Source organism: Streptomyces dioscori (assembly GCF_003024195.1).
Taxonomy (GTDB): domain Bacteria; phylum Actinomycetota; class Actinomycetes; order Streptomycetales; family Streptomycetaceae; genus Streptomyces; species Streptomyces dioscori.
The window spans coordinates 179,012-198,157 of sequence record NZ_KZ679056.1; the positions used below are offsets into that span (position 1 = coordinate 179,012).

23 protein-coding genes and 1 pseudogene are annotated in these 19,146 nt (G+C 71.5%); 12 read left to right on the forward strand and 12 right to left on the reverse strand.

Annotated elements, in window-relative coordinates:
* Positions 1-88 precede the first annotated feature (88 nt).
* Positions 89-742, forward strand: a complete 654-nt coding sequence (locus C6Y14_RS37470; protein ID WP_107021363.1) for a CGNR zinc finger domain-containing protein — start codon at positions 89-91, stop codon at positions 740-742.
* 65 nt (positions 743-807) lie between these two features.
* Here the strand turns inward: C6Y14_RS37470 and sodX are convergent.
* Positions 808-1,059: pseudogene (sodX, locus tag C6Y14_RS45615) on the reverse strand (nickel-type superoxide dismutase maturation protease); the annotation flags it as partial.
* A 144-nt stretch (positions 1,060-1,203) separates the two neighbouring features.
* Between sodX and sodN the strand changes: the two are divergent.
* Together sodN and C6Y14_RS37485 are read left to right on the forward strand one after the other, a co-directional pair.
* Complete coding sequence (gene sodN, locus C6Y14_RS37480; protein WP_005480378.1) at positions 1,204-1,599, forward strand: superoxide dismutase, Ni; 396 nt, start codon at positions 1,204-1,206, stop codon at positions 1,597-1,599.
* 231 nt (positions 1,600-1,830) lie between these two features.
* Positions 1,831-2,184, forward strand: coding sequence for a hypothetical protein (locus tag C6Y14_RS37485; RefSeq protein ID WP_107021365.1), 354 nt, complete (start codon positions 1,831-1,833; stop codon positions 2,182-2,184).
* Positions 2,185-2,197: 13 nt separating this feature from the next.
* On the opposite strand, the gene C6Y14_RS37490 is transcribed toward C6Y14_RS37485, so the two are convergent.
* The 5 genes from C6Y14_RS37490 to C6Y14_RS37510 form a co-directional block, all read right to left on the reverse strand.
* Positions 2,198-2,527: a MerR family transcriptional regulator gene (locus tag C6Y14_RS37490; protein ID WP_199854999.1), complete on the reverse strand. Its 330-nt coding sequence runs from the start codon at positions 2,525-2,527 to the stop codon at positions 2,198-2,200.
* A gap of 103 nt (positions 2,528-2,630) precedes the next feature.
* Entirely contained in the window at positions 2,631-3,161 is a 531-nt protein-coding gene (locus tag C6Y14_RS37495; RefSeq protein WP_107021367.1) for a hypothetical protein, read from the reverse strand.
* A gap of 173 nt (positions 3,162-3,334) precedes the next feature.
* On the reverse strand, positions 3,335-3,721 hold the full coding sequence (locus C6Y14_RS37500; RefSeq protein ID WP_107021368.1) for an STAS domain-containing protein: 387 nt from the start codon (positions 3,719-3,721) through the stop codon (positions 3,335-3,337).
* A 237-nt stretch (positions 3,722-3,958) separates the two neighbouring features.
* Entirely contained in the window at positions 3,959-4,687 is a 729-nt protein-coding gene (locus C6Y14_RS37505; protein WP_107021369.1) for a GAF domain-containing protein, read from the reverse strand.
* Positions 4,684-5,532: a GAF and ANTAR domain-containing protein gene (locus tag C6Y14_RS37510; protein ID WP_225891467.1), complete on the reverse strand. Its 849-nt coding sequence runs from the start codon at positions 5,530-5,532 to the stop codon at positions 4,684-4,686. Before C6Y14_RS37510 ends, C6Y14_RS37505 begins: the two co-directional genes overlap by 4 nt.
* A 1,109-nt stretch (positions 5,533-6,641) precedes the next feature.
* Here C6Y14_RS37510 and C6Y14_RS37515 point away from each other — a divergent pair.
* From C6Y14_RS37515 to C6Y14_RS37535, 5 genes are all read left to right on the forward strand, one after another.
* On the forward strand, positions 6,642-6,839 hold the full coding sequence (locus tag C6Y14_RS37515) for a hypothetical protein (RefSeq protein ID WP_107021370.1): 198 nt from the start codon (positions 6,642-6,644) through the stop codon (positions 6,837-6,839).
* Between the two features lie 434 nt (positions 6,840-7,273).
* Positions 7,274-8,032 carry a GAF and ANTAR domain-containing protein gene (locus C6Y14_RS37520; protein WP_107021371.1) on the forward strand — a complete coding sequence of 253 codons (759 nt, stop codon included), beginning with the start codon at positions 7,274-7,276 and terminating at the stop codon, positions 8,030-8,032.
* Between the two features lie 329 nt (positions 8,033-8,361).
* The gene (locus C6Y14_RS37525) at positions 8,362-9,114 is read left to right on the forward strand and encodes a GAF and ANTAR domain-containing protein (protein ID WP_107021372.1); all 753 of its coding nucleotides are present in this window, start codon (positions 8,362-8,364) and stop codon (positions 9,112-9,114) included.
* A gap of 154 nt (positions 9,115-9,268) precedes the next feature.
* The gene (locus C6Y14_RS37530) at positions 9,269-9,682 is read left to right on the forward strand and encodes a helix-turn-helix transcriptional regulator (RefSeq protein ID WP_107021373.1); all 414 of its coding nucleotides are present in this window, start codon (positions 9,269-9,271) and stop codon (positions 9,680-9,682) included.
* A 4-nt stretch (positions 9,683-9,686) separates the two neighbouring features.
* Positions 9,687-10,097: a VOC family protein gene (locus C6Y14_RS37535; protein ID WP_107021374.1), complete on the forward strand. Its 411-nt coding sequence runs from the start codon at positions 9,687-9,689 to the stop codon at positions 10,095-10,097.
* Positions 10,098-10,165: 68 nt separating this feature from the next.
* Here the strand turns inward: C6Y14_RS37535 and C6Y14_RS37540 are convergent, their stop codons facing one another.
* Entirely contained in the window at positions 10,166-10,384 is a 219-nt protein-coding gene (locus C6Y14_RS37540) for a hypothetical protein (RefSeq protein ID WP_107021375.1), read from the reverse strand.
* Positions 10,385-10,439: 55 nt separating this feature from the next.
* Positions 10,440-11,024: a dihydrofolate reductase family protein gene (locus tag C6Y14_RS37545; RefSeq protein WP_107021376.1), complete on the reverse strand. Its 585-nt coding sequence runs from the start codon at positions 11,022-11,024 to the stop codon at positions 10,440-10,442.
* Between the two features lie 119 nt (positions 11,025-11,143).
* On the opposite strand from C6Y14_RS37545, the gene C6Y14_RS37550 reads away from it, so the two are divergent.
* Positions 11,144-11,734: a TetR/AcrR family transcriptional regulator gene (locus C6Y14_RS37550; protein WP_107021377.1), complete on the forward strand. Its 591-nt coding sequence runs from the start codon at positions 11,144-11,146 to the stop codon at positions 11,732-11,734.
* A 160-nt stretch (positions 11,735-11,894) separates the two neighbouring features.
* Here C6Y14_RS37550 and C6Y14_RS37555 read toward each other — a convergent pair whose 3' ends face one another.
* The 3 genes from C6Y14_RS37555 to C6Y14_RS37565 all read right to left on the reverse strand — a co-directional run bounded on the left by C6Y14_RS37555 (position 11,895) and on the right by C6Y14_RS37565 (position 15,353).
* Positions 11,895-12,518 carry a GNAT family N-acetyltransferase gene (locus C6Y14_RS37555; protein ID WP_107021378.1) on the reverse strand — a complete coding sequence of 208 codons (624 nt, stop codon included), beginning with the start codon at positions 12,516-12,518 and terminating at the stop codon, positions 11,895-11,897.
* 191 nt (positions 12,519-12,709) lie between these two features.
* Positions 12,710-13,852, reverse strand: coding sequence for a family 2 encapsulin nanocompartment cargo protein polyprenyl transferase (locus tag C6Y14_RS37560; RefSeq protein WP_107021379.1), 1,143 nt, complete (start codon positions 13,850-13,852; stop codon positions 12,710-12,712).
* 94 nt (positions 13,853-13,946) lie between these two features.
* Positions 13,947-15,353: a family 2B encapsulin nanocompartment shell protein gene (locus tag C6Y14_RS37565; RefSeq protein ID WP_107021380.1), complete on the reverse strand. Its 1,407-nt coding sequence runs from the start codon at positions 15,351-15,353 to the stop codon at positions 13,947-13,949.
* Positions 15,354-15,586: 233 nt separating this feature from the next.
* Between C6Y14_RS37565 and C6Y14_RS37570 the strand changes: the two genes are divergently transcribed.
* The 3 genes from C6Y14_RS37570 to C6Y14_RS37580 all read left to right on the forward strand — a co-directional run bounded on the left by C6Y14_RS37570 (position 15,587) and on the right by C6Y14_RS37580 (position 17,498).
* Positions 15,587-15,820 carry a hypothetical protein gene (locus C6Y14_RS37570; protein ID WP_107021381.1) on the forward strand — a complete coding sequence of 78 codons (234 nt, stop codon included), beginning with the start codon at positions 15,587-15,589 and terminating at the stop codon, positions 15,818-15,820.
* Positions 15,821-15,953: 133 nt separating this feature from the next.
* Entirely contained in the window at positions 15,954-16,544 is a 591-nt protein-coding gene (locus C6Y14_RS37575) for an N-acetylmuramoyl-L-alanine amidase (protein WP_107021431.1), read from the forward strand.
* A 21-nt stretch (positions 16,545-16,565) separates the two neighbouring features.
* Positions 16,566-17,498, forward strand: a complete 933-nt coding sequence (locus C6Y14_RS37580; protein WP_225891468.1) for a 1-aminocyclopropane-1-carboxylate deaminase/D-cysteine desulfhydrase — start codon at positions 16,566-16,568, stop codon at positions 17,496-17,498.
* On the opposite strand, the gene C6Y14_RS37585 is transcribed toward C6Y14_RS37580, so the two are convergent.
* Positions 17,495-19,090, reverse strand: coding sequence for a Na+/H+ antiporter (locus C6Y14_RS37585; protein WP_107021382.1), 1,596 nt, complete (start codon positions 19,088-19,090; stop codon positions 17,495-17,497). The genes C6Y14_RS37580 and C6Y14_RS37585 overlap by 4 nt on opposite strands.
* Between the last annotated feature and the right edge of the window lie 56 nt (positions 19,091-19,146).

Consider the following 19,146-nt stretch of genomic DNA (forward strand, 5'->3'; position numbering starts at 1 on the left):
TTCGACCCCAGGATGTAATACCCTGGAAGCACCATCAGCCATTACGTGCCCGCACCACGACCATAGAGCGCCCTCGTAAGGACTACAAGTGGAACTGGCCTATTACTCGGATTACGCCGTCCGTCTCGTCAACAGCGAGGAACCGGCCCGGGGCAAGGACACGCTCACGTCGGTCGAGGCCGTCCGTGACCTCTTCGGGGGCAACTCGTCGGCGGCCCGCCGCGCCAACGACTCGGACGTGACCCGCTTCCGCGGTGTACGGGCCCGGCTCCGGGCGGTCTTCGAGGCGGCCGACGGCGGTGACGAGACGCTCGCCGTGGACCTGCTGAACTCGCTGCTGCTGGAGTTCCCGGTCAGCCCGCAGATCTCGGGCCACGACTTCCGGGACGACGACGGCCGCCCGCTGTGGCACATGCACCTCGCGGACCACCCGTCGAACGCGACCGCCGGTTACGCCGCGATCGCCGCGATGGGCCTGGCCTTCCACCTCACCGAGTACGGCGTGGACCGCCTGGGCCTGTGCGAGGCACCGCCGTGCCGCAACGCCTACCTCGACACCTCGACGAACCGCTCCCGGCGCTACTGCTCGGACCGCTGCGCGACCCGGGCGAACGTCGCCGCCTACCGCGCCCGCAAGCGCCTGGAGGCGGAGGACCGGCCGGAGAGCACCGGCCGGGCGGCCGACCAGGCCCAGCGCACGACCGCGAGCGGCGAGCGCCGGCCCTTCTCCGGCGGCCGGTAGCGGAACCGCACCTTCCCTAGGACGAGATCCTCGGGCACGGTTCCGTAGTCCCTGCTGTCCCCGCCGGCGAACGCGTTGTCGCCGAGCACCCACCAGCCGCCCTCGCGCCGCTCGGCCGCGCGCTTGACGACCAGCAGGTCCTGCTGGAACGGATGGCGCAGGACGACGACGTCACCGGGTTTGACCCTGGCCCCGTACTGCACGAGGAGCTGATCCCCGTGCAGCAGCGTGGGCGTCATGGACGGCCCCGTCACCTCGGCGGCCCCGAACGGCAGGACGCCCCTCCCGCGCTCGGTCTCCTGCGACAGCTCCGGCATCCCGGCACCTCCCCGGTCCTATCCTCCACGAGTCCCAGTCTGACCCTGGACTTTTGTCCTAAGCCCATGGGGGCACTCGCGAAAACCCGTCCCTCACGGAGTAATGTCCCACCTGAGAAGACGATCACGAGGAAGGACAGCTCAATGCTTTCCCGCCTGTTTGCCCCCAAGGTCAAGGTCAGCGCACACTGCGACCTGCCCTGTGGTGTGTACGACCCCGCCCAGGCCCGCATCGAGGCGGAGTCGGTGAAGGCCGTCCAGGACAAGATGGCCGCCAACGACGACCCGCACTTCCAGGCCCGCGCCACCGTCATCAAGGAGCAGCGCGCCGAGCTCGCCAAGCATCACGTCTCGGTGCTGTGGAGCGACTACTTCAAGCCCCCGCACTTCGAGAAGTACCCGGAGCTGCACCAGCTGGTCAACGACGCCCTCAAGGCCCTTTCGGCCGCGAAGGCCTCGACCGACCCGGCGACGGGCCAGAAGGCTCTCGACTACATCGCCCAGATCGACAAGATCTTCTGGGAGACCAAGAAGGCCTGACCTCGCGTCACGCTTTCCGACCTGTGGTTGATCCTGACCGCAGCGCCTTCCCGACCGCACCCGGTCCGCAGGCCGCCGAACCCGGCGTCCGTCGCGGTCCGGGTGCGGTCGTTTTCCGTACCCCGCGCGTACAGAGAACCTCCCCATGGGAGGGAAAAGAAGTTGAGCTGATCGTTGTCAATCCCGTGGTCCGCAGAGTATAGAGAACGATGACGCGGGAGGGGTGACGGCATGATCACCGAACTGGCTGTGGAGCGGGTCGAGTTCACCTGCGGCCAGTGCCAGGACCGCTGGACCGTCGACTACGACGTGCAGCGTTTCATGGACGGCCGCGGTCACGAGTGGGAGTACTTCTCCTGCGACAACCGCAGTGTTCCGTCGCCCTACACCCTGGAGGGCGCGCCCTGCTGCGGCCACTGCGGCCGTCGCCGGGCGGGCCGTCTCGCGGCTCGCCGCCCGGTGCCGCTGCCCGGCATGCCCGGCTCGCCCCGCAGCCCGGTCCCCGACGCCGGCGGCCACCGGCCGGAGCGGCACAGCGCGCCGATGCTGTCGGCGGCCGGCGACCCCCAGGGCGCCGCACCCTGACGGGCGACGCCTGTCAGCCCCTCCCGACGCGGCCGCTGTCGAGGCGCCGCTCCTGCCGCAACTCGGCCAGATCGGACTCCAGTTGGGCGACCCGGTGCCGGAGCGTCAGGACATGCCGTACGCCGGCCAGGGTGACGCCCTCCTCTATCAGCGCGAGCGCCTCGGTCACCAGGCCGATCTCCCTGCGGGTGTAGCGCCGCTGGCCGCCGGCCGACCGCACGGGAACGATCACGCTCCGCTCGTCCAGCCGGCGCAGGAAGGCGAGTTGCACGCCGAGCATGTCGGCGACCTGGCCGATGGTGTAGAGCGCCGCGTTCTCGTCGTCGATCGGCAGCGTCGGCACGACCATCCCCCCGTTGCGGCCTGTCAGACATCCGGCCTGGCACAAACCTGCAAGCCAGTTTACAGATTTCCTGGACCGCACTTAAGACAGGACCAGGTCGGACTCACCTCCGGGCGTGGTCCTGCGGCACCTGGCCCACACTGCGCAGAGAGACCCGCCGTCCCGCAAGCACGGGGTGGGTCATGGCCAGGAACCAGGTGTCGGACCTGACGTCCAGCCCCCGGGCCTCGGCTATGCGCCGGCACTCGCGCACGTCGTCGAAGCCGACGATCCAGCGGGGCCGCGCGACGGCGGTGACGCTGTGCACCTCGCGCCGGGAGTCGGTCAGGTCGTCGGTCTGCAGCGCGACGAGCCTGCGCGGGGAGATCACCTCGGACAGCGCACGGGCGACGGGACTGTCCTCGGGCAGGAGCGCCACCGGTTCGCCGTCGAAGTGGACCAGCCCGACCAGTTCGATACGGGGCAGACCACGTCGGGTGACGGCCAGCCGGGCGGCCGGTGTGCGGGCCAGGACCTCCCGGCACTCCTGCTCGGTCAGCCGGGTCCGGTGGTCCTGTTCGGCCGGCCGGGTCCGGTGGGCCCGCTCGGTCGGCCCGGCCCGGTGCTCCGGCCCGCTCCCTTGACGTTCGTCCACGCTTCGGCCCTCCGCCGGCGCCCGCGCACGCCCGCGTGGGCGCACTCGGACCGCGTCCGATGTGGGGGTGCCTGCCGGGGTCCTGGGCCGGCGCCCCCGGACCGGGTGGACCCGGCGCGGGAGCGCGTTCCCACTCTCGTACGGCGAAGGAGCCCGGGCAAGGCGCTGTCCGGTCAGGCGGGCACACCGCGCCCGGAGGCCTTGTCGCACGGTGATCTGGGTTCGTCGAGGAACGTGAATGTGCGTTCGAGCCGGGAGAGACGCAGTACTCGACGGACCTTGGCGGGGGTGCGGGCGAGCCGCAGTTCGGTGCCGCTCAGGCACGTCCGGTTCCTGAGGCGGACCAGCAGGCGCAGACCGCCGGCGTCCAGGAAGGTCACCGCGCCGAGGTCCACGACGACACCGGACAGGGCCGGGTCACCGGGACGGTCGAGGAGGTCGGCGATCCGCGGGAACAGTTCCTGGTCGGCCCAGGCGTCCAGCTCGCCGCGGGGCAGGAGTAACAGCGTGTCTCCCATCGTCCGGTGGCGCAGGCCGAAGGTGACGTGATGGGTGCCCATGGCCCACCTCAGTGTTCTCTCCAGGAATGACGGCAAACGCGAGGGCGCGGCTGGGGGGACGCGCGGCGGATGCCACCAGGGTCTTGGGCGGCACCGAAGTGATACTCACCATCGTGCCCGGTCAAACGCGGTCGTACGCCGTGGACGGGGTGCTTCTTGGTGGTACTTGCATGGATCGGGCGCCCCTGCGCACGCCGTGGCGCAGGGGGCGTGCGCGACTGCTCGTACGGCCTGGGTTCACCCCAGGGCGGCGAGCACCTGGGACGGTTCCAGCGTGCGGCGGACCAGCGCCTGGGCGGTCGAGGTGAGGCGGTTGCCGTTGCGGCCGCTGTAGGCGAGCAGGGCCTCCATGGCCCGTGCGGGTTCGAGCTGGCCGTGCTCGGCCAGCATGCCCTGCGCCATCTCGACGGTGGCCTTGGCCGCGACGGCCGCCTGGACGTGGGTGAGGATGTCCATGGGCCTGGCGGGGTCCGGGCTCCAGTGGACCAGCGCGACGGCGGCCACGTCGGCGAGCGCCTGGGCGAGGCGCAGATCGCCCGGCCGGAGGCCGGCGGGCGCGGTGAGCAGGAGGCTCACGGACCCGATGGTCTGGTGGTTGACCCGCAGCGGCAGCGCGTGCGCGGCGCCGTAACCGGCTTCCTGGGCCTGGGCCGTGAACCGCGGCCACCGGCCGTCGAGGTCGTCGAGATGGGTGGCGTCCACCGGCAGCCGGGTCCGGTAGCAGTCCCGGCCGGGGCCTTCCCTGGTCTGCGTCTGGACCAGTTCGGCCGAGGTCGCGTGGGCGGAGACCGACATCGTTCGAAGGTCGCCGCGGACCGTGGCCATCATGACGCTGACCGTGTCGGCGCCCACGATGCCGACGCAGTGCCCGGCCAGACGGTCCAGGAGGACCACCGGGTCGAACCCGTCGGCGAGGGTGTCGGCCAGCCCGACGAACGCCTCGGCGAGCTGCTCTTCACGGGTCATGACCGGTCACCGTCTCCTTCGTCGCCGAGCCGACCGCGGCCCTTCCGCTGATTGTCGTCCGCTTCCGGCTGGAAACGCAGCGTTCGGGCGAGAATCTCCTGTGCCACCTCGGTGACCGTCCGCCCTTCCGAGAAGGCGTGCGCCCGCAACCGGTCCAGTGCCTGCTCGGGATCGACCCCAATTTGGACCATGACCATGCCAACGGCCTGATGAACCTCGACGTGGTCGGCTTCCGCGGCGTCCACCCATGACGCTACTCCTGCTTCGTCCCCGGATACGAAGCCGTCGGAGGCTGCTTCGAGATTCAGTACTGCGAACGTGACCGCGTCCCTTGCCAGCAGCGCGATGCGCAGGTCGCGCGGCGACAGGGCGCCGGCGGTGTCCCGGTAGAGGTCGAGGGTGCCGATCGCGAGCGCGCCGGCGCCGAGGGGCAGCGAGAAGACAGCCCGGACGCCCAGCTCGACCGCCTGATGGGCGAAGACCGGCCAGCGGCGGGCGTCCGGCCCCTGGGTGAGATCCGGCGCGAGCACGGGGGCTGCCCGGTCGAGGGCGCTCTGGCAGGGCCCGTCGCCCAGCGTGTACTGCGCCTCGGCGAGGCGCGCGGCCGTGTCGTCACTGGCGCACCACAGCGCCCGCGCGGTCCTGCTGCCGGTGATCGAGATCGAGGCGCCGGTGACGGGCAGCAGGTCCACGCAGGCCGCGCAGAGCAGCTCGGGCACCCGCTGCACCTCGCTGGAGGAGGCCAGGGCGGTGAAGGCCTCGGTGACCCGTCGACGGTCCTCCACATCAAAGGGCTGTATGCGGTCGGGCATCTCGTTGTCGCCGCCACGGTTCTCGTGCCGCATCGGCTTCACCTCCGCCCGGTCGCACGGCCAGCAGCATGATCCGCCAAGTATCGCCCACGCCGACGGCCCCGGAGGGCAACCACCCGCCGTCGCGCCCTGTCACGCCACGACACCCGTACCCCCAGTCTCGTCCTTGCGCCCGCTTACGGCTCGTACCGGTTCGGACTCGTGGCGGTCCGGTCGCCCACCGGCCCGGGAATCGTACGGTTTCGGCCACGAGGCCCCTCCGTCCGTACCGCGGGACTCCCACGAGGTGCCGACTCACGACCTCCCACCCCCTCGGTGCGCCGTCCGTGAGTGGCCGATCACCCTCTGTTCCGCACGGGCGGCCCGGCCTAGGGTGATCGGAGCCCAGGACCCCGGCGAAGCACCGCGTACATCAGCGACCCATGAGCGGAAGCCGAGGTGAGGGTCTTGCGAAGGCGGTCGCGCGCCCTGGGGCACCGGCACGCGGTGACCGGCTCCGCGGTGCGGACCGTACCCCTCCGCCGTACGCCGTCCGGCCGCCGCCCCGCGCCCGACGCGTACGTCCGCCGTCCCACGTGCCGGTCGAGCCCCTGCTCTCCCTGGGCCCCCTCCCGTCCCAGCCCGGCGAGGACCGACCGAACCGTCTGTGCCGGAAGCGGCCCCCACCACATTCCCTACGTCGAAGAAGGAGTGACCCGGTCCCATGAGGATCCTGGTCGGCTACGCCAGGGTGCACGGATCGAGCCGGACTCCCGTCGAACATCGCACGGTTGGACCGGCCGGGGCCGGCCGCACGGCGGCCGTCGCGGAACTCTGTCCGCCACGGACGGTGTTCGAGCACGGAACTCCCGCTTTCGGCGGCGTGCCGCGCCCCGATGCCCGGCCGCCCCGGGCGGCGGACTTCGTAGGCCGTCGTCGCGACACCCCGGGCACGCGCCCGGAGCGGCTGTTCGGCGTGGGCGGGCCGCCCACGGCTCGACACCGGATCCGGCGGCACGGCGCGGAGCCACCTCGACGGCCCGGACTCCGGTCGCCGATCCGTTACCGGGGGCGTCGCGGGCGGACCGGCCGGGAGTCGGCCCAGGTCGAACGGGTCGAACGGGCCGGGCGCGGACGGACGACGGCCGGGCGGGAGGCACCCCTTGGCGGCTGACGAACCGGGGTTCCCGCCCACGGGCCGGCTGTGGGAGGCGTTCGTGGCGGAGCTGTCCCGCGGGCTGCGCGCCGACGCGTCCAGGAATCACGGCACGCCACGGAACAGGGACCGGAGCGCCCCCGAGCGGGAGAACGAGGGCCGACGCACTCCGCGGGACGGCGGCGAAAAGACGAAGAAGTCATGAACCCGGGCCGACCGGCTCGGGAGGAGACGTCCACGGTACGGCCCGTCATGAGCAGCGGCGCATGACGTGCCCTCACGTCGTCCGCGTACGGGCCCGGTTATCGCGACGCCCGGACATCCGTCCCGGGACACCCGAACAACCGGCCCCGGACAGCGAGGTCCTGGCACCGACGGGCCGGCTCGGACACCCTTCCGTACCCACTCGTGCGCCCCGGCGGCGCGAGAGGGTCAACGGCGCGTAAAGCTTTGCACCCCCGAGGGGGCGCGGGCCGGAAGATACCACTGCCACCGACTCACCGTAGTCGCGCGATGGCGCCATGTGCTTGGCTGTTGTGTGGAACGAACCACACCCCCTCTGTCCGGCGGCGTCGCCCGGGCACCCGGGGGCCGTCCGCTCCGGCTCGGCAGCCCCACCCAGCCGTCAGGAACCAAGAGATGAGCATCGAACCGCTCAACACCACCCGGTCGCAGGAACTGGCCGCGAACCTGCTCGCCCTGGTCGACGCTCCGGCCCGGGGCGAGAGCGAGGAACATCTCCTGCGCCGGCTTGCGCGGGTCACGGCGCTGGTGCCCGGTGTGGAGGCGGCCGCGTGCAGTCTGATCGGCCCGGAGGGCACTCCCCGGCGCATGGCAGCGACGGACGAACGCACTCGCCGGCTGGAGTGTCTGCAGGCCGAGTCGCGGGTGGGCCCCTGCCTCGACATCGCCCGCGGCAAGGGGCCCCTGGCGAACATTCCCATGTCCCACCCGCACAGCCGCACCCGCTGGCCCCGCTTCACCAGCCGTGCCCTGTCCGAGGGCTTCACCGCCGTCACGGCCCTGCCGCTGGCCCATCAGGACCGGCCCCTGGGCGCGCTCGATCTCTACCACCAGCACGGCCGGCTCGGGCCGTCGGCCATCCGGTGGGCCCGGCTCCTCGCCGACGCCGCGGCCGTCGGTCTGGCCCATCGCGAGGTGCTGCGCGACGCGCTCGTGCGGGGCGATCAGCTGCAGAACGCCCTGAACAGCCGCGTCCTCATCGAGCAGGCCAAGGGCATGCTCGCCGAGCGCCTCGACTGCGACCTCCAGGAGGCGTTCGAGCACCTGCGCGGCCATGCCCGCGCGCAGCGGATGAAGCTCATCGACCTGGCCGCCCTGATCGTCGGCGACCCGTCCGGCACCTCGTTTTTTCCGCGCCGGCACCAAACCCCCTGACGGCCCTCGGACCCGCCGCGGTCACCGGAGCGACGGGCCCGCTCCGGCTGACCGGCGTGCGGCGGGAGTCTTCCAACGGGCCCGACTCTTCGCGTGATTGCCATCGAACCCGGGCCACCGCAGTCGTAGGCTTGAAGCCGCCCGCCGACCGGGAGCCGGAGCCGAACAGGGCCGGCGGAGCGAACCGAAGCAAGTCGATGCGACCCGGCGTGATCCGACCCGGTGTGATCCGACTCGGTGTGATCCGACTCGGTGTGATCCGACTCGGTGTGATCCGGAGGGACGTACTGACAGAGAGAGGCACGGCAGGGGAAGGGGAGGGAGCCGGAATGCCCGAGCAGCCGCGCGAGGAGCGGTTGGCCGCCGCTTTCGTGGAGCTCGCCACCACCCTGGCGGGCGACTTCGACGACATCCACTTCCTGCGCACCCTGTCCGAACGCTGCGTCGATCTGCTGGACATCGCGGCCGCGGGGGTCGCCCTGGCCGCGCCCAGGAACAGCCGGGCGGAAGGCCGGGCGGAGGTCACCGGATCCGATGCCCGCATCCGCAGCCTGGAACGCAACGGCGTCGACTGGGGCGAGGGTCCGTGCCAGGACTGTCTGCGCACCGGGAACCCCGTCGAGGGGATCGCCCTCGACCACCCCGACGCGAACGCGGCCTGGCCCCGCTTCACCCTCAGGGCCCGCCGGCTGGGGTTCCACTCGGTCGCCGCGACGCCCTTGCGTGTACGCGACGAGGTGGTCGGCGCCCTCAGCCTCTTCCTCGACAGGCCCGGCACACCGGACCCCGGGCAGCTCCGACTGGGCCGGGCCCTCGCCGACTTCGCCGCCATCCCGATACTGCAGCAGCGGGAACTGCGCCGGCAGATGCGGCTCACCGAGCAGCTGGAGACCGCGCTGGAGTCGCGCATCCTCGTCGAACAGGCCAAGGGGGCCCTCGCCCAGCAGCGCCGGATCACCGTGGACGAGGCCTTCGCGCTGCTGCGCGACCACGCCCGCTCCCGGCGGCGCCGCATCTCGGCCGTGGCCCGGGACGTCCTGGACGGCACCGGGGAACTCTCACTCTCCGAGCCCGCCGACTGATCCGGCGACTGATCCTGCCGACTCTTCCGCCGACTGACCCTGCCGACTGTTCCGGCAACTGGTTCCTGCGGACTGTTCCGGCGGCTGGTTCCGCGGATTGCTCCGGGCGGACTGATCCCGGGGCACTGTCAGTGGGCCGTGGGATGCTGAGGGCATGACCACGGAGGACTTGGTCCGGCTGCGCAAGGCACGCGACCGCATGGACCGCGAGTACGCCGAGCCGCTGGACGTGCCCATGCTCGCGCGCACCGCGCTGATGTCCCCGGGCCACTTCCAGCGCAGCTTCCGCGCCGCCTTCGGCGAGACTCCGTACGGCTATCTCATGACGCGCCGCATCGAGCGCGCGAAGGCGCCGCTGAGACGCGGCGACCTGAGCGTCACGGAGGTCTGCTTCGCGGTGGGATGTACGTCGCTCGGCTCGTTCAGCTCCCGCTTCACGGAGCTGGTCGGCCAGACGCCGAGCGCGTACCGGGCGCGGTCGCACGAGCCGGGAGCGGCGATCCCGGCCTGCGTGGCCAAGATGTACACGCGACCGGTGCGCCGGGCGGCGGCCAAACCCCTAGCGTGAGGCCATGGACCTCAAAATCGCGCAGTGCTTCATCTCGGTCGACGACCACGACCGGGCGCTCGCCTTCTACCGCGACGTGCTGGGCCTGGAGGTCCGTAACGACGTCGGTTTCGAGGGCATGCGCTGGGTCACCGTCGGCCCCCCGCTCCAGCCGGACGTGGAGATCGTCCTGGAACCGCCCCTGGCCGACCCGAACGCACCGGCGGCGGACCGGCAGGCCGTGGCCGAACTGCTGGCCAAGGGGCTGCTCCGCGGCGTCATCTTCACCACGGAGAACTGCGACGCGACGTACGAACGGCTGCTGGCCGCGGACGCCGACATCATCCAGGAACCGATGGACCAGCCGTACGGGGTACGGGACTGCGCGGTCCGCGACCCCGCGGGCAACCTGTTGCGCTTCACGCAGCGCAAGTGACGCATCCGGCCACCGCTCGTCGGCGCCGGGTGTCGGGTGTCAGGTGTCGTCGGGCCGGGTGTCGCCGGTCAGGATTCCCGTTCCGCGCCGGGGCGGGACTCCTCGGGCGGCAGGCCCGGCTCGGTCATGAGCGCGGGCTCCTCCCCCGCCTCGTAGCTCGCGCAGCGGGGGTTGCGGCAGGGGCCAGGGCCCCAGACGGGCACGAAGACACCGAGGGTCTTGTGCCGGCGCACGACCGTGTCGACGGACTGCTCGCAGACCGGACAGAGGGACTCATCGCTGGCCATGCCTCCAGAATATTGCGGGAGGAGTCGGGCCGACAGCCGAGCGGCAGCCCCGGAATCAGCGCTTCCTGCGGTACGTCCGCACGACCGCCCCGTTCTTGAACGTACGCACCTCGCCGAGCGTGAACTCGCTGATCGCGAAGCCGGAGCCGAACATCGGCATGCCGGTGCCCAGCACGATGGGGTACGTCTTGACGACCAGCTCGTCGATCTCGTCGAGCAGTTCGCCCGCGATCTGCGAGCCGCCGCACAGGTAGACACCGAAGTCGCCGTCCTCCGCCTTGAGCGCACGGACCTTGCCGACAAGGTCGTCGGCGACGATCTCGACGTTCGGGTCGGGCGACTCCTTCAGCGTGCGTGAGGCGACGTACTCGCGCAGATGGGCGTAGGGGCTGGTGACGTCGATCTGCAGCGCCAGGTCGTAGCTGGCGCGGCCCTGTACGACCGTGTCGTACTTCTGGTTCGGCAGGTCGTCGATGCCCAGCGCGCGGCGGCCGTGGGTGGGCAGCGTCTCCGGATACTCGGTCTTGAGGAACTCGAAGAACTCCTCGTCCACGAACGGGATCATCATCGACCCGTCGCCGCCCGGATCTCCGATGAAGCCGTCGATCGAGCAGGCGATGAAATACGTGAGCTTTCGCAAGCCGGTCTCTTTCCGTAGGGTGACGTAACCACTCCATTCATAGTGCTTCATTTGTAGTGGTTGCAAGGCGATTACCGACCGCGTCCCGTACGGGACCGAAGTGGGAGAAAGGATTCCGGATGGTGAGCAACCCGCGGCGCCGAGCCGCACTGGTCGACGCCGCAGTGGAGGTCCTGGCGCGCGAGGGGGCCCGCGGGCTGACCTTCCGAGCGGTGGACGCCGAGGCCGGGGTGCCGGTGGGCACCGCCTCGAACTACTTCACCGACCGCGACGACCTGCTCCGGCAGATCGACGCCCGGCTGCACGAGCGGCTGGCCCCGGACCCGGAGATGATGGCCGAGCTGCTGACGGCTCCGCGGGACCGTGCGCTGGTCACGGCCTTCATGCACGACCTCATGGCCCGCGCCCAACGCGACCGCACGGGCTATCTGGGCCTCATGGAGATGCGTCTGGAGGCCACGCGCCGCCCCGAACTGCGGGCCTCGTACACGAAGACCGTCCGTGCCGACCTTGAGTACGGCATGGAGTTCCACCGCGCCGCGGGCCTCCCGGGCGGCGCCGAAACCGTGACGATCCTCTACCTGGCCATGCTCGGCCTGATCCTTGAACACCTGACCCTGCCGGGAGTACTGAACGGCGTCCTACCGGGCGTGAGCGTCCCGGACGACCTGGTGGAACGCATCGTCGACACGATCGTCCCCCGCGCTTAGCGGCACGGGGAGGACGCCTTCCGCAACAGCGCCGAGGCCGACGCTCTCAGGGGCCGCGGCGCCTTCTGCAACGGCGCCGAGGCCGACGCTTTCAGGGGCGGCGGGGAACTGCGCGACCAGCCCCCACGCCGCCGCACCCGAAGAATCCCCTAAGCCTGCCCTAAGCCCCGTCGGACAGTTCCCCCAGCGGCCGGCGCACCGGTTCGCGCCACATCGGCCACATCAACGGCCCCGCAGGCAACGCGACCGCCCGCCCCGTGAAGCCGAACCCGAGCCGCTCGTACAACCCCCGGCTCCGCTCCCCGCTCGCCTCCAGATACGCGGCGCGGCCCTCCCCGTCACACCGTTCGAGCACATGCTGGATGAGCGCCGTCCCCAGCCCCTCCCCCTGCCGCCCCGGCCTGACGGCGATCATCCACAGATACTCGTGGGCCGCGCCCGCCGGATGCACCTCCGCGGTCAACCGCGCGATCAGCTCGACCCGCTCGTTGCCGGGATCGACGGCCTCACGCAGCCGGGCCGGCCCCTCCTCGTCCTCCTCGTGCGCCCCCGCCGGTATCGACAGCCACAGCGCGCAGGCCGAGCCGTCCTCCGTGACGTCCACATGTCCCGCGTCGAGCACGAGGTCGAGGAAGGCCCCCATCAGCAGAGGATGCGTACGCCGCCGGTGGTCCTCGTCGGGAAAGACCCAGCTGCTCACCGGGTCGTCCTGGAAGGCCTCGTCCAGGAGCCGCGTCACGTCCTCCCGGTCGGCCTCGCCCGCTCTGCGGATCGCCACGCCCATGTCCCGCCCCTTTGCCTCAACGGCCCGTGTCCATACGGCCGTTGCAGCCTAGGTGATCACCCGGGCGAGGGGTGGCGGGTCCCGCGCACCGTGGGGATGCGCGGGGCCCGCCGGAACCGGAACCTCTCCGCCCCGCCGCGCCGTCAGGTGCCGCACGCGACAGAGAACTCCGGCGTCTCAGACGGCCCTCCTCATGAGGTCCGCCGGGTCACGAACTCCGCCAGCGACAGCAGGCCTTCCGCCGCCTCCGGGTCCGGGACCGCACGGGAGAGATGGCCCAGGGCCCGCGCCATCCGGTCGGCCGCCTGCATCTGGGCCCAGTCGCGACCGCCCGCCCGCTCGACGGCGAGGACCGTGCGCTCCAGATCGCCGTTCCGGTAGGGCGCCCGGTACAGCTCGGCGAGTTCGGCCGCGGCCGGGGTGCCGGAGGCGAGCGCCGCGACCACCGGGAGGGACTTCTTGCGGGCCATGAGGTCCGCCCCGGCCGGCTTGCCGGTGCGCCCCGGGTCCCCCCAGATACCGATCACGTCGTCGATGAGCTGGAAGGCGAGCCCGGCCTCGCGCCCGAACGCGTCCAGCGCCGCGACATCCGCGTCGTCCGCGCCGGCGTACAGCGCCCCCAGCGCACACGCGCACCCCAGGAGCGCACCGGTCTTGGCCTCGGCCATGGCCAGTACCTCGTCGAGCGTGATGTCGTCGGGAGCACGACGCTCCATCGCGGTGTCGGCCTGCTGTCCCGCGCAGAGTTCGACGACGCAGCGGGCGAGCCGTGCGGCAGCCGCCGCGGACGCCGGATGCGGGTCCTCGGCGAGCAGCCGGTGCGCCAGCGCCTGCAAGGAGTCCCCCGCGAGGACCGCGTCGGCGTCACCGAACACGGCCCAGGCGGTGGGCCGGTGTCTGCGGGTGGTGTCCCGGTCCATCACGTCGTCGTGCAGCAGCGTGAAGTTGTGCACCAGCTCCACGGCGGCGGCCGCCCGGACGGCTGTCGTCCGGTGCCCGCCGAGTGCTCCGGTCGCGGCCAGTACGAGCGCGGGCCTGATGGCCTTGCCCGCGTTCCCCGCCGTCGGAGTGCCGTCCGCGTTCTCCCATCCGAAGTGGTAGAGAGCGACCCGGCGCAACGGGCCGGGCAGTGACTCGACGGCCCGGCGCAGTTCCGGTTCGACCGAGACCCGGGCCCTGTCGAGGATGGCGGCCGCCTCCTGTGCGTCGGACGAGCCGTGCGGCCCGGCAGGGGCCGGCCCCTGCTCGGGGACGGTCCCTCCTGCCGCTGACGACGGGCTCCGCCGCCGCTCCGTTCGTCCTTCCGTGCGCGTCTCCGTCATGAACTCACCCATGGGTCCGCCTCCCGGGACACGCGGACATACCCCTGAGGTCTACCCGGTCCGGCGGACGGGGACACGGCATGCGGCGTGCCACAGGACTCGGAGGTCACCGCCAACGGCCGATCTCGACGTTCTCCAGGACACCGAGCGCGTCCGGCACCAGGACCGCGGCCGAGTAGTACGTCGTCACCAGGTACGACATGATCGCCTGCTCGCTGATGCCCATGAACCGCACGGACAGGCTCGGTTCGATCTCGTCCGGGATGCCCGCCTGCTGGAGTCCGACGACCCCCTGCTCCGCCTCGCCCGTACGCATGGCGATGATCGACGTCGTCCTGGCCTCGGTCACCGGGATCTTGTTGCACGGGTAGATCGGCACTCCGCGCCAGGTGGGGATGCGGTTCCCCGCCACGTCAAGGGTCTCCGGGACGAGGCCCCGCTTGTTGAGCTCACGGCCGAAAGCGGCGATCGCCCGGGGGTGGGCGAGCAGCATTTTCGTGCCGCGCCGCCTGGTGAGCAGTTCGTCCAGGTCGTCCGGGCTCGGTACGCCGTCGTGCGGCTGGAGCCGCTGGTCGTACTCGCAGTTGTTGAGCAGCCCGAACTCGCGGTTGTTGATGAGCTCGTGCTCCTGGCGCTCCTTCAGCGCCTCCACCGTGAGCCGCAACTGCTGCTCGGTCTGGTTCATCGGCTGGTTGTAGAGGTCGGCCACGCGGGTGTGGATGCGCAGCACGGTCTGGGCGACGCTGAGTTCGTACTCCCGTGGCGCCGCGTCGTAGTCGACGAACGTCCCCGGGATGGCGGGCTCTCCCGTGTGGCCGGCCGCGAGGTCGATCTCCTTCTCGCCGTATGTGTTGGCGCGCTGGTGCGGGATCGCCCGCAGTTGCGCGAGGTGCTCGCGCAGGGACTCGGAGCGCTCCGCGATCGTGTCGAAGTGCGTGCGGGGAAGCGCGAGGACCGTGCACGCGGTGGTCGCGCGGGCCGTGTACTCCCAGATGGCATCGGGGTCGAGGATCGCCTGGTCGCCGAAGTAGGCGCCGTCCGCGAGCGTGCCGAGCTCGGCGTCGTCCCCGTACGGACCCGTGCCGATCTTCTCGACCCTGCCGTGGGCCAGCAGGAACACCTCGTCGGCCGGGCTGCCGAAGGAGGCGAGCACGCCTCCCGGCTCGAACTCCCGCTGTTCGCAGCGCGCGGCCAGCTCGGTGAGCACCTCCTGGTCGTCGTAGGTGCGCAGCGCCGGCAGTTCGCCGAGCTCCGCCGGGATGACCTGGACGCGGTCACCGGTCTTGACGAAGGTGACGCGGCCGTCTCCCACGGAGTAGCTGAGCCTGCGGTTCACCCGGTACGTGCCGCCCTGCACGTTCACCCACGGCAGCATGCGCAGCAGCCATCGTGAGCTGATCTCCTGCATCTGCGGTGCGGACTTGGTGGTCGTGGCCAGGTTCCGCGCCGCGGATGTGCCGAGACTCTTCTGCGGCTGATCCTGGTCCGCGCGGATCTCTTCGCCTACCGACATGAAATGTCCTCCCGATCGTGCAATGGGCTGCGGCGCCCACACTTCCATCACGGACCGTGTTGGTGCTATTACACGAAAGAGCGGGAATGGATCTTCGCGAAGCGGGGCATACTGCGGGCGCCCGGTCAGGCCGGGCAGCCCGGACCGAGGGGTCCGCGGGCCTTTCGACGGGGAACTCCAAGATCGGGCGGCCCGTTGAACAGGCACGACGCACGACGACGGAGGAGACGGCCATGGCAGGCTTCCTGGACCGCGCGAGAGAACAAGCACAGCGCGGCCTCACACAGGGCAAGCAGAAGATCGACGAGGTCCAGGCACAGCGGACCGGCGGTGATCTGCTGAAGACGCTCGGCGCGGCCTACCTCGCGGAGCGGCGCGGCAGCGGTTCTCCCGAGGCCACGCAGCAGGCGCTCCAGGCGGTGGAGAGCCACATCGCGACCCACGGGGACGGCTTCCTGCGCGCCTAGGCTCTGCCGCCCGGCACCTGGCCTCCGGCACCTCGCCGGGCGAACAGGTGGTCGCTTCACGGGAGTTGCGGGTACAAGCAGCGGTACGAGGCGGCCACGGCGGGTGGCCGTCGCGCCCCGTGAGGAGGCGGCCGTGGCCTCACCCATGTCCGCGGGCAGCTTTCTGAGCCGGCTCAAGGCGGAGGAGATCACTGTCGTCGAGGTCGGCGACTGGGAGCATCACAACCGCAACCACAAGGGGCCGTGGGGCCCGGTCCACGGGGTGATGATCCACCACACGGTGACCTCGGGCAGTCAGCGCACCGTCGAGATCTGCCGTGACGGCTACAGCGGGTTACCGGGCCCGTTGTGCCACGGTGTCATCACCAAGGACGGCCGCGTCCACCTCGTCGGTCACGGCCGCTCCAATCACGCCGGCCTCGGTGACGACGACGTCCTGCGCGCGGTCGTCGCCGAGACGGCCCTGCCGTCGGACAACGAGGCGAACACCGACGGCAACCGCCACTTCTACGGCTTCGAGTGCGAGAACCTCGGCGACGGCGAGGATCCGTGGCCCGAGGCCCAGCTGGACGCCGCCGCGCGGGCCGCCGCGGCGATCTGCCGTCACCACGGCTGGACGGAACGCTCGGTGATAGGCCACCTGGAATGGCAGCCGGGCAAGATCGATCCGCGCGGCTTCACGATGGCCGCCATGCGGGCCCGGGTCCGCGCCCTCCTGCAGTGAGGGGTGTCCGACAATGGGGGTGTGACCGGCCCCGACACCCCTGAAGCAGTCGATCCCGACTTCGGCCTCGGCGTCCTGCGGCCGCGGCTGCCGTCACCGCTGCGGGAGGCCGCGGACGAGCGCTTCGCGCGCCACGGTGTGCGGCTGCTGCTCAAGCGGGACGATCTGATCCACCCGGAGCTGATCGGCAACAAGTGGCGCAAGCTGGCCCCGAACCTGCGGGCGGCGGCCGGCCGCAGGGTGCTCACGTTCGGCGGCGCGTACTCGAACCATCTGCTGGCCACCGCGGCGGCCGGGCGTCTCCTCGGGCTGCCCACCGTCGGTGTGGTCCGCGGCCAGGAGCTCGCCGACCGTCCGCTGAACGCGTCCCTCGCCCGGTGCGCGGCCGACGGCATGCGGCTCCATTTCGTCGACAGATCGACGTACCGGCGCAAGAGCGAGCCGCAGACCCTGGCCGCGCTCCTGCGCTCGGCCGCCTGCGAGGACGCGTACGTGATCCCGGAAGGCGGCAGCAACGCCCTCGCCGTGCGCGGCTGCACGGCGCTGGGCGAGGAGCTGGGCGGTCACGCCGACGTCGTCGCGCTGGCCTGCGGTACCGGCGGCACCCTGGCGGGCCTGGCCGGGGGCCTGCCTCCCGGCAGACGCGCGCTGGGCATACCGGTCCTGAAGGGCGGCTTCCTGGGCGCCGGAATACGTGCCCTCCAGGAGGAGGCGTTCGGTGGTCCGCGCGGCGACTGGTCCCTCGACGACCGGTTCCACTTCGGCGGCTACGCCCGTACGACTCCCGTACTCGACGCGTTCGCGGACGACTTCGAGCAGCGCCACGGCCTGCCCGTCGAACGTCTCTATGTCGCCAAGTCGCTGTACGGACTCATGACGCTCGCGGCGGAGGGCGCGTTCCCGCGCGGGACGACGGTCGCGGCCGTGATCACGGGCCGCCCGGACGGGACCTAGGTCCCCTCGCGGAACGCGGCGGCTTCCTCCAGGTCCAGGCGGCGCAGCAGGGTGCGCAGCATCTCGTCGTCGATGAAGCGGCCGTCCCGCAGCTTCACGAACACCGCGCGCTCGGCGCCGATCATCTCCCGGGACAGCCGCCGGTACGTGTCGTCCGCGGTCTCGCCGGTGACGGTGTTGACTTGGCCGAGGCGTTCCCAGACGGCGTTGCGGCGGCGTTCCAGGACCGTCCGCAGCCGGTCCGCGAGGGGTGTCGGCAGGGCGTTGCGCTCGTCGGAGAGGAGTTCCTCCAGGCGCCGCTCGGCGGCCCGGGAGGCCTGCGCCTGGGCGTTCGCCTCGGCGAGGGTCTCGGCCTGCTGGTCGCGCCCGGGGAGTTTCAGCAGGCGGATGAGCGGCGGCAGCGACAGTCCCTGCACGACGAGCGTTCCGATCACCGTCGTGAAGGTCAGGAAGAGGATCATGTTGCGGCCGGGGAAGTCCTCGCCGCCCTCCGCGGTGAGCGGGATCGAGAAGGCGATGGCGAGCGAGACGACGCCTCTCATGCCGGCCCAGCTGATGACGAAGGACCCCTTCCAGGTGGGGTTCTCCTCCCGTTTCCTGATCCGCGCGGACAGCAGGCGCGGCAGGTAGGTCGCGGGGTACACCCAGGCGAAGCGGGTCGCGACGACGATCACGAAGAGGGCCACCGCGTACCAGGCCGCGCTCGCCCCCTCGTACTCGCCGAGGCCCTTGAGGATCACCGGGAGCTGCAGGCCGATGAGGGCGAAGACCGCCGACTCCAGGATGAACGCGACCATCTTCCAGACGGCCTCCTCCTGGAGTCTGGTCGCGAAGTCGACCTCCCAGTTGCGGTGGCCCAGGTAGAGCGCGACGACGACCACGGCGAGCACTCCGGAGGCGTGCACCTGCTCGGCGACGGCGTACGCGAAGAACGGCGTCAGCAGCGACAGGGAGTTCTGCAGCAGGGCTTCCTTCAGGTGCGTGCGCATCCAGTGGATCGGCACCATCAGGACGAGTCCGACGCCGATGCCGCCCAGCGCCGCGAGCAGGAACTCTCCGATGCCGCCCGCCCAGGTCGCGCCCTCGCCGACGGCGGCGGCCAGCGCCACCTTGTAGGCGGTGATCGCGGTCGCGTCGTTCACCAGCGACTCGCCCTGCAGGATCGTGGTGACCCGGGACGGCAGCCCGACCCGGCGCGCGACCGCGGTGGCGGCGACCGCGTCCGGCGGCGCCACGACCGCGCCGAGCACCAGCGCGGCGGTGAGCGACAGGTCAGGAACGATCACGTACGCGGCCCAGCCGACGGCGAACGTCGCGAACAGCACGTACCCGACCGACAGCAGCGCGACCGGGCGGAGCTGCGCCCGCAGGTCGAGGTACGAGCTGTCCGTGGCGGCCGTGTAGAGCAGCGGGGGCAGCAGCAGTGGCAGGACGATGTGGGGGTCGAGGGTGTAGTCGGGCACTCCCGGCACGTACGAGACGATCAGGCCCGCCGCCACAAGGAGCAGGGGCGCGGGCACCGGAGTACGGCGCGCGGCGCCCGCCACCGCGGCGCTGCCCGCGATCAGCAGGAGCAGGGGCATCACATGCATCGGTATCGGCCCGCTTTCATTTCCGCGCGGATTTCCGCACACCCGACGTAATCTGG

Excerpts from the sequence above, each read along its gene's own strand:
- sodN (WP_005480378.1), top strand. The coding sequence starts at position 1,204 with ATGCTTTCCCGCCTGTTTGCCCCCAAGGTCAAGGTCAGCGCACACTGC.
- C6Y14_RS37485 (WP_107021365.1), top strand. The coding sequence starts at position 1,831 with ATGATCACCGAACTGGCTGTGGAGCGGGTCGAGTTCACCTGCGGCCAG.
- C6Y14_RS37500 (WP_107021368.1), bottom strand. The coding sequence starts at position 3,721 with ATGGGCACCCATCACGTCACCTTCGGCCTGCGCCACCGGACGATGGGA.
- C6Y14_RS37505 (WP_107021369.1), bottom strand. The coding sequence starts at position 4,687 with ATGACCCGTGAAGAGCAGCTCGCCGAGGCGTTCGTCGGGCTGGCCGAC.
- C6Y14_RS37510 (WP_225891467.1), bottom strand. The coding sequence starts at position 5,532 with ATGCGGCACGAGAACCGTGGCGGCGACAACGAGATGCCCGACCGCATA.
- C6Y14_RS37520 (WP_107021371.1), top strand. The coding sequence starts at position 7,274 with ATGAGCATCGAACCGCTCAACACCACCCGGTCGCAGGAACTGGCCGCG.
- C6Y14_RS37525 (WP_107021372.1), top strand. The coding sequence starts at position 8,362 with ATGCCCGAGCAGCCGCGCGAGGAGCGGTTGGCCGCCGCTTTCGTGGAG.
- C6Y14_RS37530 (WP_107021373.1), top strand. The coding sequence starts at position 9,269 with ATGACCACGGAGGACTTGGTCCGGCTGCGCAAGGCACGCGACCGCATG.
- C6Y14_RS37535 (WP_107021374.1), top strand. The coding sequence starts at position 9,687 with ATGGACCTCAAAATCGCGCAGTGCTTCATCTCGGTCGACGACCACGAC.
- C6Y14_RS37540 (WP_107021375.1), bottom strand. The coding sequence starts at position 10,384 with ATGGCCAGCGATGAGTCCCTCTGTCCGGTCTGCGAGCAGTCCGTCGAC.
- C6Y14_RS37550 (WP_107021377.1), top strand. The coding sequence starts at position 11,144 with ATGGTGAGCAACCCGCGGCGCCGAGCCGCACTGGTCGACGCCGCAGTG.
- C6Y14_RS37555 (WP_107021378.1), bottom strand. The coding sequence starts at position 12,518 with ATGGGCGTGGCGATCCGCAGAGCGGGCGAGGCCGACCGGGAGGACGTG.
- C6Y14_RS37560 (WP_107021379.1), bottom strand. The coding sequence starts at position 13,852 with ATGGGTGAGTTCATGACGGAGACGCGCACGGAAGGACGAACGGAGCGG.
- C6Y14_RS37565 (WP_107021380.1), bottom strand. The coding sequence starts at position 15,353 with ATGTCGGTAGGCGAAGAGATCCGCGCGGACCAGGATCAGCCGCAGAAG.
- C6Y14_RS37570 (WP_107021381.1), top strand. The coding sequence starts at position 15,587 with ATGGCAGGCTTCCTGGACCGCGCGAGAGAACAAGCACAGCGCGGCCTC.
- C6Y14_RS37585 (WP_107021382.1), bottom strand. The coding sequence starts at position 19,090 with ATGCATGTGATGCCCCTGCTCCTGCTGATCGCGGGCAGCGCCGCGGTG.